We start from the raw sequence: 14,110 nt of genomic DNA, 5'->3' as shown, positions 1-14,110 counted from the left end.
GGCGGCGCGATGAGAGTCCTCGTGACCGGCGGCGCCGGCTTCGTCGGCGGCCATGTGGTCGCGAGCCTGGTCGCGACCGGGGCACGTGTGCGGGTGCTGGACGACTTCTCGACCGGCTCGATGGACAACCTCTGCCACGCCCGCACACTCGGCCTCGCGGACGCGGATATCCGCGCGGTCGACATCGCGGCGTTGGAGGGCCAGCAGGAGATCCGAGACTGGCGACCTTCCGTGGTGGTCCACCTCGCCGCCAACGCCGCGTTCGCCCGTTCGATCCGCGACCCGTACCTGGATGCCCGGATCAACGTCCTGGGTACCATCGGTGTGCTCGCCGCGGCGGCCTCCTGCGGTGCCGAGAAGGTAGTGCTCGCGTCCAGCGGCGGCACGGTCTACGGTGAGCTGCCCGCCGGAGCGGCGCGGCTGGCGGAGGACGCCCCCCGCACCCCGGTCAGCCCGTACGGGCTGAGCAAGCTGACCGCGGATCGTTACGCCGAGCTCTACCGAGAACTGTTCGGGTTGCCGCACACCGCTCTCGCGCTGGCCAACGTCTACGGTCCCGGACAGGATCCGGGCGCCGGCGTGGTGGCCGCGACGGCGCGGGCGGTGGCCACCGGCCGCCGCCCCCTCATCTACGGCGACGGCCGGCAGACCCGGGACTTCGTGCACGTGTCCGACGTGGCCGAGGCGTTCCGGCGGGCGGTGAACGCGCCGCCCTGCGCGACGGTGAACATCGGTACGGGCATCGAGACGCGCATCGCCGACGTCGTGGCCGAGGTGTGCCGCTGCTTCGGTGTCCCCACCACGCCCCGGTACGCCCCCGAACGTCCGGGCGAGGTGACCCGCATCTGCCTCGACAACCGGCGGGCCGCCGAGCTGTTGGGTTGGCGGCCGACGGTGGGGCTCGTCGAGGGGATCGCCGGAGTGGTCGACACCCTACGGGCGCCGGAGCCGGCCGGTGCCTGAGCCGCACCGGTGAGGACAGCGGGTCGGCCACCGGGGGTGAGCGGCGCAGCGGTTGTGGAATACTCACCCGGATCACCGCCTGCCCGGGAAGGCCCATGACGCGCTACGGACTGTTGATTATGCCCTCCAGCAACCGGGTGTACGCCGAGTCCTCGGTGGCGCTGACCCGGGCCGAACTGGAACTGTTCAGTCGGTCGGCCCTTGGGGACCGGATCAGCGGGATCGCTCCGGAGGTGATCGGCGGCGTTCGCTACGTCACCTTCGACGCCGACGGCCTGGACGCGCGGGACACGGCGTACCTGGCGAACCTGTCCTCGGGCTACGCCCTGTTCGCCATCGAGGGCGAACTGCTGCGCCCGATACCGCTGCACCCGCTGGATCGCTTCGACGACGACCTGATCACTATCCAGAAGTACGCCGGGAAGACCAACGAGCAGTTCACGAAGCTGTTGTTGAACGCGACGCTTCTGTCGACCGCGTTCGCCGGAGAGTTTCTGGAACGGCGCTTCCGCGTGCTCGATCCCCTGTGTGGCCGCGGCACCACACTGAACCAGGCAATGATGTACGGCTTCGACGCGGCCGGGATCGAACTGGACCCGAAGGACTTCGAGTCGTACTCGGCGTTCATCTCCACCTGGCTGAAGCGCAAGCGGATCAAGCATCAGATCGAAGCCGGCCCGGTACGTCGGGAGCGGCGGATCGTGGCCCGCCGGATCCAGGTCACGCTCGCGGCCAACAAGGAGGACTACCGGGCCGGCGAAACCCAGCGGCTGGACGTGGTGCAGGCGGACACCACCCGCGCCGGAGAGTTCTTCCGGAACGGCACGTTCGACGCGGTGGTCGCCGACGCGCCGTACGGGGTGCAGCACGGCAGTCACACCGCCCGGGGGCTCGCGCGCAGCCCACTGGACCTGTTGGCGGCCGCGACCCCGGTCTGGGCCGGACTGCTGCGGGCCGGTGGAGCGCTGGGTGTGTCCTGGAACACCTACGTCGCCCGCCGCGAGGACGCGCTCAAGGTGCTGATCGATGCCGGGCTGGAGCCCGCCCAGGACCAGCCGTACCTCGACTTCCGGCACCGGGTCGATCAGGCCATCATCCGGGACATCATCGTCGCGCGTAAGCCCTGACGTCCCCAAATCCGGGGACCGCCACGGCAACAGTCGAGGTCAGCGGGCCGGCCCGGGCACGGCCCCGGGCGGCCGGCGTCGACTTCTCCCGCCCGCACTTGGCATGCTTCTCGAAGAAATGCCGAGCGGCACCCGGATACCAGGCCCGGGTGTGCACCGGAGTGTCCGGCTCGTCAGGAGGAGCATCACGTGGCTGGAGCGAGCGACGCCAGCGGCGACGACCAGCTGGAGGTCGTCCGCGGCGTCTGGCGGGCGGTGCTGAACGTCGACGACGTCGACACCTCGACGCACTTCTTCCGCGCCGGCGGGACCTCCATCAAGGGGGCCATGCTGCTGTCTCGCATCCGCAAGGCCACCGGGGTGCGGATCCCCGTCCAGGACTTCCTTCGCGACCCGACCCCGGGCGCGATCGCGGCGCTGCTGACCGGCGCGCCGCAGCCAACCACCGCCGGGCCGGTGTCGGCCGCGGGCGGCGACCTGAGCGCCGACGTGGCGGGCATGCTGAGCGACGCCGTCGCGTCGGGTCGGATTCTCGGTGCTCAGGTCCATGCCATCCGGGGCTCACAGGTGGTCCTCGACCTGGCGGCCGGTGCGGCCAACGACCAGACCGCGATGACGACGGGGTCGACGTTCCGGTGGTTCTGCGCCGGGAAGCCACTGACCGCGCTCGCCTGCGCCACGCTGGTCGACGCCGGCGCGCTGGAGTGGACACAGCGGCTCGCGGACCATTTCCCGGAGTTGCGCGCAGCGCCTGTCGGGGAGGTCACCGTCGCTCAGCTGCTCAACAGCACCAGCGGCATCGTGGAGACCGAGCCGCTGGCCGCCACCGCCGAGGGTCTGGCCGCGCTGTCGATGTCCGGACCGGCCGGTACCGTCGCCTACTACTCGTACTACAGCGGTTGGCAGGTCCTGCGGACACTCGTCGAGCGCGTGACCCGCGGCGACTTCATGACGTACTTCCAGAAGGCGGTATCCCAGCCGCTCGGGCTGGACGCGACGACGTGCGACCCGGTGGGGACCGCGGCGGCCGATGGGCATCGGGTCAGCCAGGGATCGCTGGAGCCGAACGGGTGGATGCCGGTCAGCGACGCGCTCATCACCCCGAAGTCCGTGGGTCAGTTCGATGTGGGGCGGGGCTTCTGCGGTCCCGCGCGCGATCTGGCCGCCGTGTTCGCCGAGATCCGCGACGGGTTGGCCGGCGCGGGCAAGGTGTTGACCCGGCGCATTGCGCAGACCCTGGTATCGATGTCCCGCGGCCGGGTGCGGGACGCCAACACCGAGCAGTTCCTCGACATCGGGCTCGGCCTACAACTGAACATGGCCGACGTGCTCGCCACCGAGAAGTGCTCCCCCGCCAGCTTCGGACACATCGGGACCGTCCGGAAACCGATCGCGGTGGGGCTCTACGAACCCACCCGGGACGTGGTGGTGGCGATACTCCTGCGCGGGGACTCGCCGAACAATCAGATCCTGCTCACCGAACTCATCGACCGCATCCTCGTGGGCGCTGTCTCCACATAGGTCGCGCGAGTCTTCCGCCACATACCCGGTTCCGGCTACGTGCGGGCCGCCGCGGCGGAACCCATGATGATGACAATTGATCACTGGCCGCCGGGTTCCGCGCGTGTAGCGGGCCGGCCCGGGGCGGAGGGAAGGCATCGGTGCCAGAATCGTCTGCGGCGGCGGTTGACCGGCCGACGGATCAGGAAGCCGGCTTCCTGATCCTGCACCGGCTGTTGCCGGATGTCGGCATGGCCAATGTGTTCTGGGTCTTCGAGTGCGCCGAGAGCTTCCGCACGGAGGACTTCCAGACGTGCCTGACCTGGTTGGTGCGCCGGCATCCCCGGCTGCGCACGTACTTCCCCACGGAAGCGGGTGAACCCGCGCGACGTACGCTCGGCCCGGACGCGGTACGCGTAACGGTCGAGCAACTCGACGCGCCGGAAGATCCGACCGAGGCCGCCCGGCGCTTCGGCGCCCGGCCCATCGACATCACCTCCGGCATGCCGGTCGCGGCTGCGGTCATTCATGGAAGCGACCGCACCAGCCCGCTGGTGGTGCTGGTGATTCACCACGTCGCGGTGGACGCCGACGCCACCGGAGTCCTCCTCGACGAGCTGGACACCTGCTTCAGGTCGGTCACTTCGGGCGCGGTGCCGCCGTCCGAGGTGGTACAGCCGCCCTCGACACGAGAGGTGGTCGCGCCGTCCGAGGACTCCGTCGACTTCTGGCGCGAGACCCTGGACGGGGTCGACTCGCGGGCCATGATGCTCGACGTCCAGCGCGACCTGGAGCCGCGCACGTTCGCCGCCCAGACCCTTTACCACCAGGCCAGTGCGGAGGCGACGGCCAGTGCGCGGGCGTTGTGCGCGAGCCTCGGCATGACTCGCAACATGGTGCTGATGACTGCCTTCTACGCCCTGATGTCCGCACACCGTGCCGGCCCCGACCTCACGATCGGCACGCTGGTCCGGTGGCAGGACGAGGCCGACGAAGGCCCCAGCGTGGATCACCGGACAAGCACTCTCGCGCTGCGGATCCGGGCCGACCCGGCGTGCGGCTTCCGGGAGTTGGCCGGGGAGGTGGCACAGGGCCTGTTCGAGGGACTGGTGCACGCCGACGTGCCGTTCGAGCAGGTCGTGCCGGCGCTACGCACGGTCCAGGGCGGCTGGCGGGTTCCGGTGTTCCGGCAGGTCTTCAACTACCTGCCGGTCGGCACCGACCTCGCACCGGGTAGCGGTCCGCTGCTCAGCTTCGGACGCTGGCTGCCCATGGGCAAGAACCTCATCCGCTACGAGCTGGAGTTCAACATCAGCGACCGCCCCGACACCATGCTGTTCTCGACGGTGTACAGCACGGAGCTGTTCGACGAGCCGGCCGTGGTCGAGTTGATGCGGCGCTTCGAGCGGATCCTCATCGCCGCGAACCGGAACCCCGACGTCACGCTGTCCGAGCTGTAGGGTTGCGTTCCCGGTGCGGCCGCGTCACCAGCGACCCGCTCGACAGGCCGGCTCCGCCCAGCAGAGCGACCCGTGTGAGTTCCGCCTTGTTGCCTACCCGCAACTTGGCCCGGATCCGCTTCACGTAGGTGTCGACGGTGTGTGGGCTGATGCCCAGGCGGGTGGCGATCTGGCCGTGCGTCAGGCCCCGGGAGATCTGGCGCAGCACCTGCTCCTCCCGGTCAGACAGGTTGGCCTGCGGAGACTGGTCATCCATCGGGTCGTCCGCCATCGGTTCGCCGCGGCGGGTCGCGGCGAACCCCTCCGCCACCGCACGCACGGTCGCCACCAGCGTCTGCCCGGAGTCCTGCTTGCTCACCACCGCGGTCGCACCCGCGCCCAGGTAGACACCGGTGTCAGCCGGCGGCTCGGGGCAGACCACCAGAACCCCGGTGTGCCCGACCAGTTCGGCGATGACGGCGTTCAGGTCCTGGTGCGCAACGGCTTCGGAGTCGAGGATCAGCGCGTCCGCCCGGCGGCGGATCGAGCGGTCCAACGACGTCTGAGCAAGACCGACCCTGATGCCGGTCTCGGAAAGAATCTGAACGAGCCCGGTGATGAACACCGGCGAACGGTCAACGACATCTACTCGGATCACGTGTACCTCCCCGTGGAACGCCTTCCCCACCCGAACGGCGTGCCGTCAAACGTGTTGCCCCGGTAGACCGGCGACGAACGCACCTCCATCGTCGAGGCCAGTGCTAACTGTCCGAGCCCACGGACGGCCGCCACGCCACACCCGACACCCAAGCCGTCATACCGACGGTGGATGCAGCCTAAGCGATCTACACCGCTAGATCTAGTATCGATGCGCCGCGGTTCATACCAGCGTGGGCCGACGCCGGTAACCCTTTGTGTACCGATGGTTCGGTGCCCAGGACCCGTCGCTCCGGCCCGTGCGCCAGGCGGCATTGTGGACGCATGGCGAGCGGTGTTTGATACATGGATGGACGGGGGTGCCAGCGATCCGGTCGCCGCGACGATGCCCGCAGCGGTCGGTGCCGCAGAAGAGGGTCTCTGGCTGCTGCAGGATCTGGCTCGCGGAGTGGGTGTCAGCAATCTCGCGATGTCGCTGCGGCTGTCATACCGGGTCGACGATGACACGCTCGGGCGCTCCCTGGAGTTCCTGCTCCAGCGCCACCCGGTGCTGTCGTCGTCCTTCCCGCTGGTCGACGGCGTCATCGTCCGCGACGACCGTCGCTCGTGGCCGGCCACCGCCCTCCTCAAACCCTTTGAGGCCGGGGACGAAGGCGAACTGCGGAGCCAGCTCGTCGCGTCCGCCGGCGAAGCGTTCGACCTGCAGTCCGGGCCACTGATCCGCCTGGCCCACGGCCATCCCCCCGACGGGACCACCGCCCTGGCGCTGGTGGTGCACCACCTCATCGCCGACGGGAGCACGCTGCGGGTGCTCGTGGAGGAGCTGCTGAGTTGCATCGTCGCGCTGCGGGCATCCGGCGAGCTCCCGGCACTCGCGGCCGCGGCACCACACGCACCACCGGCCGCCGCGCCGAAACCGGAGTCGCTGTCGTACTGGCAGGAGCACGTGCGCGGATACCAACCGGCCGGTGCGACGCTCGACGCGGCCAGGGCCACCCTGGACCTGCCCTCGTTCCGGGCTCACCGGGTGACGCGCCGGTTGCCGCCGAGCACGGCGGACGCGATCCGGGCACTGCGACGGCGCCTGCGCGCGACCGATCACATCGTCCTGCTCAGTGCCTATTACGTGGACCTCGTCCGGCACGGAGCGAGCCTCGATCTGGTCGTGGGCATGTTGACCAGCACCCGTGGTCCGGCCGAACGCGAGGCCGTCGGTTTCCACGTCAACACGGTTCCGCTGCGGTTGGCCGTCGACCCGACGGCGACGTTCGGCGATGTCGTGGCGGCGACGCGCACCGCGATGGTCGGGGCCCTACCTCACATCGGCGTGCCGTACGAGGCTCTACTCCGGCAGAAGGTGACCTTCGCCGAACCCGCAGACTGGTGGCGCTCCCGCCTGTTCCGGCACCTGTTCAACTTCCGCCTGGCCGACAGCGTCGACATCGATACCCGCGGGCAGGCGACGGTCGAGGAAATCCACCACGGGTACGGCCAGCACGACCTCGAACTCAATCTGGAGCGTCACGGCAACGACTTCATAGCGAAGCTCGTCTACGGCGTGGACGCCCACGACCACCGGTTCGCCGAGGCCCTGTTGGCCCGGTACGAACACATCGTCGAGACGGCGCACCGCTTCCCCGATCTGCCGATCCTCGACTACGACCTGCGCACGGGCGACGACCTCGCCATCGTCGCGGACGCCAACGACACGGCACGCGCCTGGGAGGAGCCGAGCAGGGTCCTGGCCCAGATCGTGCGGCGCGGCGAAGACGCATCCGACAGTGTCGCCGTCATCGAGGACGGCGCGACGGTGACCTACCGCCAGCTGCTGGCCGCTGCCGAACTCACCCGGCGACTGCTGGTAGACGCGGGCGTGTCCCCCGGTGACGTGGTCGCCCTCGCGGCGCGGCGCGCGGCCAGTACGGCGGCCTGCGTGTTGGGCATCTGGGCGGCCGGAGCCGCCTACCTGCCCATTGATCCGGCCCACCCCACGCACCGGCTGGGCTTCCAACTCGACGAGCTGGGCTGCCGTACCATCGTCAACGCCGTGGACCTCGACGCCGAACTGACCCGTGGCCGGGCCGTCGTCGTCTCGCCCGAGCCCGCGCGGCTCACCGCGGCTGAACCTCTCGAACCCGTGCATGCACCGCAGGCCGACCTCGCCTACGTCATCTACACCTCGGGCTCCACCGGCACACCGAAGGGTGTCCGGCTGACCCACCGCAACCTCAGCAACGTGGTCAACCACTTCCGCGCCCTGCTGCACGCCGACCGGACGGCCCGGGGCCTGTGGCTGACCACGTTCTCCTTCGACATCTCGGCGCTGGAACTCCTGCTGCCGCTGGTCGCCGGTGGCACCGTGGTCGTCGCCGGCGACGACATCCGCGCGACGCCGGAGGCGGTCCTCGCGCTGATCGAACGGCACCGCGTCGACATCGTCCAGGCCACACCGACGTCGTGGCGACTGTTCGGGCCGGCCGCGGCCGGCCGCCTCACGGGCAGGCGGGTGCTGTGTGGCGGGGAGCCGCTGTCACCCGACCTGGCCCGGGTATTGCGGGCGACCGGTGCCCGCGTCTACAACGTCTACGGCCCGACGGAGACCACGATCTGGTCGACGGTGGCGACCGTCACAGACCCGACGCGGCGGGGTGTCTCGATAGGCCGCCCGCTCGCCAACACGAGGGTCGAGGTGCTCGACGGCCGGGGCCGGCCGGTGCCGCCGTTCATCAAGGGCGAGCTGTGCATCGGCGGCACCGGCGTCGCCGACGGCTACTGGGGGCGCCCGGAGCTGACGGCGGAGAAGTTCGTGACGGTCGACACACTGGGCCGGTGCTACCGCACCGGTGACACCGCGAGCTGGACGGCCGACGGAGACCTGGTCCTGCACGGCCGCGGCGACCGCCAGGTCAAAATCCGGGCTCACCGGATCGAGCTCGGTGAGGTCGAGCACGCGGTGTGTCGCCACCCGCACATCAGTGGCGCCGCCGCGGTCGCGCACCCGGCGGACGAACCGCGAGCACTCGTCGTCTACGCCGAATCCACCGATCCCCGGCTGACGGCCGAGGCCGTGTGGGAGTTCGCCACGGAGCAGTTGCCGGCGTACGCGCTGCCGGAACACGTCGTGCTCGTGGATCGGCTGCCCACCACCCCCAACGGCAAGGTGGACGTCGTCGCACTGAGCCGCCGGGCCGGCGACGACGTCGACCAGCCCGTCCGGCCCGCCGACGCCCCGCCGGGCGATGACACCGGCCGGCTGAACGACCTCATCCAGGCCTGGCGGTCGATCCTCGGCAAGTCCGATGTGGACAGTCGGACGCACTTTTTCCTGTCGGGGGGCAACTCGTTGATGGCGCTGAAGCTGATAGCCGAGATCGACCGCCGAGTCGGCCAACGGATCCGGCTGATGACGCTACTGTCGGCGCCGACGCCAGCACGTCTCACCGCGGCGCTGGGCCGCGAGGACCGGCAGACCGCGAGCTGAACGACCGCGACGCGCGTCAGGGCGTGGCCGGCGCCGCCGATCGCGCGACGACCCCGGCGACCGCCACCGCCAGCTCGGGTCGCGCCAGAAACTCCGCTCGCCCGGCATCGAACATGGCGGTGGCGGCGGGCAGGGGCGGGACCAGGTGGTGCTCCCTGGAGACGAAGACCGTCGTGTCCCGAGCCGCGCCCGGCGACCAGATCTCGTGTGCCGGTACCGAACCGGCGAGCGCCTGGTAGCGCAGAACGTTCGTGAAGTGCTCGTGCAGCTCCTGCGCCAGGTCGTCGCCGAGGTCCGCCTCCTCGCATGCCCGGTACACCACGGCGGCGTACCGCTCGGACAGTCGCTCGGCACAGGCCGAGAGCCTGGCCCCGGACGGATCCGGATCCGCTCGCACCTCGGCGGCGGCCCCGGCCACGGTAGCCTCGACCAGATCGTCGGACAGCAACCCCGTCAGGCCGTACACGGCCTCGGCGAACCGGCCGAGCAACGAGTCCGGCACGACCACGAGTGGGTCCAGCATCACCACCGCCGGCCGGGCGCCCCGTGCGGCCAGGCGGTCCGCGATGAGGCAGGCCAGGGACGCCCCGGCGCAGTAGCTCAACACCGCCACCGGATGCGTATCCAGGTCGGCGACGCTGTCGCTCCAGCCGTCTACCGCCCGCCGCAACCGTTGGGGTGTGACGCCGCTCTCGGCGTGCAGCGCCGCCAGGCCACCGGCGTCGAACTGCGATACCAGGCACGCCTCCGCACCGGGAAGACTGGCGATCAGCTCCGGGAAGCCGGCCTCTCGGCGCCCTTCGCCGAAGTCGACGGCAAGAATGGCGCGGGCATTGTCACCCGCACGCAGTGCCTGCCAACGAAGCACATTCATGCGCAACCCCCATGGGCGGCGGGTCGGCCGCGTGCGGTGAGCGTACGTGAGGGTCTGGATCGGAGCAAGGACAACCGAATCCGCCCGCGGCCCGGACGGTTCCGCTGGCGGGCGAACGCGGCCGCCGCTTCCACCGTGGCCGTTGGTGATCTAAGCTGGCGGTCGAGGCATCGACATCCTGCACTGCTCGCTGGCAGCCTTCTGCCAGTGTCGCGGGTTCGGTGCCCCCGCACATCTGTCATCGCGCGCCCGCGACGACATGGTGCACAACGGGGGTTGAATGCGACGCATCGCCAGTACGTGGATTCACTTCGCCGAGGCCGGCACCACCGCCGACGACCCGCGCCGAGAGCTTCCCCCCGGAACCGCATCGTGAGAAGCCGCGCGACCCTACGCCGTGTCCGGAACCAATTCGGAGACTCCAGATGACAGATGCCGTGACGGTGTCCGCTCTCGGCCGGACGTTCACGGGACCCGGCGGACAGTCCTACGTCGCGCTGGCGGACGTCGACCTCACGGTGGAGCGCGGCGAGACCCACGGGCTGCTGGGACCCAACGGAGCGGGAAAGACGACGCTCGTGCGCGTACTGTCCACGGTTCTGTTGCCCAGCAGCGGCAGCGCCCGGGTGCTCGGCCACGACGTGGTCCGCGAGGCGAAAGCGGTACGCCGGCAGATCGGCATCGTCTTCGGTGGGGACCGCGGGCTCTACGGGCGGGTAAGCGCGCGGGACAACCTGTTGTTCTGGGCCAGCCTGTTCGGCCTCGGACCGCGCGCGGCCAAGCGTCGGGCGAGCGAACTACTTGAGGAACTCGGCCTCGCCGAGCGGGCCAACCAGCCGGTGGAGCAGTATTCGCGGGGCATGAAGCAGCGGCTGCACCTCGCCCGCGGGCTGATCGGCGACCCGCAGGTGCTGTTCCTGGACGAACCGACGGTGGGCATGGATCCGGTGGCGGCGTTGGAGTTCCGCCGCATCATCCGGGACCTGCGCGCCACCGGCCGGACCATCTTCCTCACCACTCACGACATGGCCGAGGCCGAGGCGGTGTGCGACCGCATCTCGCTCATCGACGGCGGGCGGCTGCTGCTGACCGAGCGCACCGAACGCGTCGGTGACCTGCTGGCGGTCGGCGACCGGATCGACTTCACCTGGACCGACCCGGCGCTGATCGACGAGCTGAGAGTACGGGCGGACGTCGCGACGGTGACGGGGCACGGTGACCTGCCGGGCCGGTGGCGGCTCGTTCCTGCCGATGGCTCGAGTGTGAGAGACCTCATGAAGGTCCTTCTGGACGGCGGCGTGACCACGATCGAGGCGGCGCCCCCGCGGTTGGAGGAGGTCTACTTGACCCTCGTCGGTTCACGCGGCCTGGAGGTGTGAATGCCGCCGGCTGCGCCGCGTCTGCGGCAGGGCGGGTTGCTCTGGTGGTACGCCGCCCTCGGCGGCGCGCGGCTCGCGCTCAGGCAGCTCATCCGGTCGCCGGGTCAGTTGCTGACGCTGGTGACCAGCCCGTTGTTCGCGCTGATGTTCCTGTCCATCGCCGTCCGCTCGGGCGACCGCGACCTGATCGTCAGCGCCGTCTTCGCACCGGCCCTGATCTCGCTCTGGTTGCTGGCGGTCGGGCTGTGCGGCGGACTCATCAGCGGCGACCGGTGGACCGGCACCCTCGAACTCGCCCTGGTGGCGCCGGCGCCGCTGCTGCTGTCCGTCATCGGCCGGATCTGTGCGACGTTCGTCCTGGCCGCCCTGTCGATGGTGGAGTCGGCGCTGGTCGCCCGGATCGGGTTCGGCGTGCGACTGACCCTGCACCACCCGGTGCTGCTGGCGCTGACCGTGGCGGCGACGCTGATGGCCATGGTGGGCACCGCCAGCCTGTTCAGCGCCGCGTTCGTGCTCAGCCGGGTCGCGCTGCTGTTCCAGAACGCGATGACGTATCCGTTCTACATCCTCGGCGGCATTCTCGTTCCGGTCGGGCTGCTCCCCCAATGGCTGCGACCGCTGAGCGATCTGGTCTTCCTGTCCTGGTCCGGGGACCTGCTGCGGGACTGCTTCGGCGATCCCGGCCACATCAATCACTGGCCGCTGCGGCTGGCGGCGATCACCGCACTCGCGCTGGCAGCCCTGGCCGCGGGTGCGGTGTTGATGGCCCGCATCTCCGGACGCGTGGCCCGGACCGGATCGGCGACACTCGCATGACGTACGCGTACGTGCTGCGGCGCACGCTGGCCAACGGCTTCGCCGAGCTGCGCAACGCCTACACGGTACGCACCTGGCTGCTCGGTTGGATGCTGCGACTGGCGGCCCAGGTGACCTTCTTCGCGCTGGTCGGTCGTGCGCTGCACTCGGCCGACATGACGAGGTATCTCGCCGTCGGGAACGCGGTCGTGCTCGCCTGCCTGGAGTCGACCATCGTCGTCATATCGGTGAACGACGAGCGCGCGCACGGCACGTTCTCCCTGCTCATTGCGAGCCCGGTGGGTCACGTGCCGGTGCTGTTGGCCCGCGGTCTGCACTGGGTACTGACCGGCATGGTGTCCTCGACCGTGGCCCTGGTGACCGTCCCGGTCCTCGTCGGTACGCCCTTGCCGTGGGGGCGTCTTCTTGCCGCCATCCCCCTGATGTGGGTGGTCAGTTTCACCAGCTACGCGTATGGCTGCACGCTGTGCGGACTGGTGCTCCGGCATCCGCAGCTGGACTGGCTGATCCTCAACGTGGGCTACCTGACGGTGATGACGCTGGGAGGCGTCGACGTGCCGGTCAGCTTCTGGCCCACGTGGCTGTCGTGGGTGTCCGACATCCTGCCGGTGACGCACGGTCTGATGGCGGTGCGTGCCGTGCTCGATGGCGGCCCGGACGTCGCCGGACAGCTGGTCCGGGAGCTCGCGGTCGGCGCCGGCTGGCTGCTCGTGGGAGTGTTTTCGTTACGCCGCTTCACCGATCGGGGACGACGGAATGGAACCATCGAGTTCGGTTGAGTGCGGCGACGCGCTGCTCGCCCCCCGGCAAGCACCACCCGGGCGCGGCGAGGCGCCGGTCGTCGACTTCGGCCTCGCCGGCTTCGGCGTCAAGCTTGCCGACCCCAGCCCGGTGCGGGAGCTCGCGGCGGCCCACCCGGATGACGTCGACCGCATCATCGGCTACGGCCACCGCCACGTTCGCCGCGCGGCCAGCGACGTCGGGCTGACCGATCTGGCGCTGGAGGCCGGGCGGGACGCGCTCAGCTCCGCGGATGTCGATCCCGCGGAGGTGGATCTGGTGGTCCTCGCGACGACGGACCTCACGGAATACCTGTACTGGGACGCCGCGGCCAGTCTCGCCCACCGTCTCGGCGCCGGTCGTGCCGAGTGCTGTCTGCTGACGCAGGCTTGCACCACCGGGGTGGTGGCCTTCGACGTGGTGGCCGGCAAGTTCGCCAGCCATCCCGACTACACCGCCGCGCTGATCGTTGCGGCGAACCGCACCTGCGAGCCGTACTGGGATCGGGCGACCACGCAGTCGATGGTCTTTTCCGACGGCGCCGCCGCCGCGCTCGCGCGCCGCGGCCATCCGGCGCTGCGCTGGCTCGCGACGGAGGTGCTGACCGACGGGCGGTACGCCGACCTCTACCGCATGGACGGCGGTGGCACCGCGGCACCGTTCGGTGCCACGGTGCCGAATTCGGACGCCTACCGTGCCCGGGACGCGTGGAACGTCGTCGAGTTCTTCGATTACGACGCCACGCGGTTCGAGCAGTTCGTCAGGCAGCTGGACGAGAACGCCCGGACGGTCGTGGAGCGGGCGTGCCGGCGGGCCGGGGTCGGGCTGACCGACATCGACCGGCTGTGCATGTTGGCCGACAACGAGGCCGCGATGGGTTCGCTGGCCGAGACGCTTCACATCCCGCTGGAGCGCACCACCGCCGCGCTCGCCCTCGAACACGGCCACCTGGGGGCGGCCGATCCGTTGTTCGGCCTGGCCGACCTGCGGGCGCGCCGCGACCTGCCGGCCGGAGGCATCGTCGCGCTGTTCTCGCGTGGCCGCGGGATGCACTGGGCCTGCACGCTCGTACAGGTGTGACCGATTGGAGCAGG

11 protein-coding genes are annotated in these 14,110 nt (G+C 70.3%); 9 read left to right on the top strand and 2 right to left on the bottom strand.

The genetic code is table 11. From position 1 onward, the window contains the following. The first annotated feature begins 9 nt into the window (after positions 1–9). The 4 genes from Raf01_RS38730 (at position 10) to Raf01_RS38715 (ending at position 5,050) form a co-directional block, all read left to right on the top strand. On the top strand, positions 10–963 hold the full coding sequence (locus tag Raf01_RS38730; protein WP_203923086.1) for a GDP-mannose 4,6-dehydratase: 954 nt from the start codon (positions 10–12) through the stop codon (positions 961–963). 95 nt (positions 964–1,058) lie between these two features. Next, the gene (locus Raf01_RS38725) at positions 1,059–2,090 is read left to right on the top strand and encodes a TRM11 family SAM-dependent methyltransferase (RefSeq protein ID WP_203923085.1); all 1,032 of its coding nucleotides are present in this window, start codon (positions 1,059–1,061) and stop codon (positions 2,088–2,090) included. A 189-nt stretch (positions 2,091–2,279) separates the two neighbouring features. Continuing rightward, on the top strand, positions 2,280–3,611 hold the full coding sequence (locus Raf01_RS38720; protein WP_203923084.1) for a serine hydrolase: 1,332 nt from the start codon (positions 2,280–2,282) through the stop codon (positions 3,609–3,611). Positions 3,612–3,751: 140 nt separating this feature from the next. Further along, positions 3,752–5,050 (top strand): condensation domain-containing protein, encoded by a 1,299-nt coding sequence (locus Raf01_RS38715; protein WP_203923083.1) that lies wholly within the window; start codon positions 3,752–3,754, stop codon positions 5,048–5,050. Here Raf01_RS38715 and Raf01_RS38710 read toward each other — a convergent pair. Further along, the gene (locus Raf01_RS38710; RefSeq protein WP_203923082.1) at positions 5,031–5,687 is read right to left on the bottom strand and encodes a helix-turn-helix transcriptional regulator; all 657 of its coding nucleotides are present in this window, start codon (positions 5,685–5,687) and stop codon (positions 5,031–5,033) included. The two genes, Raf01_RS38715 and Raf01_RS38710, sit on opposite strands and share 20 nt — an antisense overlap. A 348-nt stretch (positions 5,688–6,035) precedes the next feature. On the opposite strand from Raf01_RS38710, the gene Raf01_RS38705 reads away from it, so the two are divergent. Then, on the top strand, positions 6,036–9,167 hold the full coding sequence (locus Raf01_RS38705; protein WP_203923081.1) for a non-ribosomal peptide synthetase: 3,132 nt from the start codon (positions 6,036–6,038) through the stop codon (positions 9,165–9,167). 16 nt (positions 9,168–9,183) lie between these two features. Here the strand turns inward: Raf01_RS38705 and Raf01_RS38700 are convergent, their stop codons facing one another. After that, positions 9,184–10,041 (bottom strand): hypothetical protein, encoded by an 858-nt coding sequence (locus tag Raf01_RS38700; RefSeq protein ID WP_203923080.1) that lies wholly within the window; start codon positions 10,039–10,041, stop codon positions 9,184–9,186. Positions 10,042–10,466: 425 nt separating this feature from the next. Between Raf01_RS38700 and Raf01_RS38695 the strand changes: the two genes are divergently transcribed. From Raf01_RS38695 to Raf01_RS38680, 4 genes are read left to right on the top strand one after another with little or no spacing between them, the layout of a single operon-like run. Next, positions 10,467–11,420 carry an ABC transporter ATP-binding protein gene (locus tag Raf01_RS38695; protein ID WP_203923079.1) on the top strand — a complete coding sequence of 318 codons (954 nt, stop codon included), beginning with the start codon at positions 10,467–10,469 and terminating at the stop codon, positions 11,418–11,420. Next, entirely contained in the window at positions 11,421–12,236 is an 816-nt protein-coding gene (locus tag Raf01_RS38690; protein ID WP_203923078.1) for an ABC transporter permease, read from the top strand. Further along, complete coding sequence (locus Raf01_RS38685; protein WP_203923077.1) at positions 12,233–13,015, top strand: ABC transporter permease; 783 nt, start codon at positions 12,233–12,235, stop codon at positions 13,013–13,015. Before Raf01_RS38690 ends, Raf01_RS38685 begins: the two co-directional genes overlap by 4 nt. Then, on the top strand, positions 12,993–14,096 hold the full coding sequence (locus Raf01_RS38680; protein WP_203923076.1) for a 3-oxoacyl-ACP synthase III family protein: 1,104 nt from the start codon (positions 12,993–12,995) through the stop codon (positions 14,094–14,096). Before Raf01_RS38685 ends, Raf01_RS38680 begins: the two co-directional genes overlap by 23 nt. Positions 14,097–14,110 lie beyond the last annotated feature (14 nt).

The sequence above is a fragment of the Rugosimonospora africana genome (assembly GCF_016862975.1).
Classification (GTDB): Bacteria; Actinomycetota; Actinomycetes; order Mycobacteriales; family Micromonosporaceae; genus Rugosimonospora; species Rugosimonospora africana.
The sequence above is the reverse complement of the archived record's forward strand: the minus strand, read 5'-3'. Positions and strand labels throughout refer to the sequence as shown.

Coding starts and splice junctions, on each gene's coding strand:
- Raf01_RS38730 (WP_203923086.1), top strand. CDS start 10: ATGAGAGTCCTCGTGACCGGCGGCGCCGGCTTCGTCGGCGGCCATGTG.
- Raf01_RS38725 (WP_203923085.1), top strand. CDS start 1,059: ATGACGCGCTACGGACTGTTGATTATGCCCTCCAGCAACCGGGTGTAC.
- Raf01_RS38705 (WP_203923081.1), top strand. CDS start 6,036: ATGGACGGGGGTGCCAGCGATCCGGTCGCCGCGACGATGCCCGCAGCG.
- Raf01_RS38700 (WP_203923080.1), bottom strand. CDS start 10,041: ATGAATGTGCTTCGTTGGCAGGCACTGCGTGCGGGTGACAATGCCCGC.
- Raf01_RS38695 (WP_203923079.1), top strand. CDS start 10,467: ATGACAGATGCCGTGACGGTGTCCGCTCTCGGCCGGACGTTCACGGGA.
- Raf01_RS38690 (WP_203923078.1), top strand. CDS start 11,421: ATGCCGCCGGCTGCGCCGCGTCTGCGGCAGGGCGGGTTGCTCTGGTGG.
- Raf01_RS38685 (WP_203923077.1), top strand. CDS start 12,233: ATGACGTACGCGTACGTGCTGCGGCGCACGCTGGCCAACGGCTTCGCC.
- Raf01_RS38680 (WP_203923076.1), top strand. CDS start 12,993: ATGGAACCATCGAGTTCGGTTGAGTGCGGCGACGCGCTGCTCGCCCCC.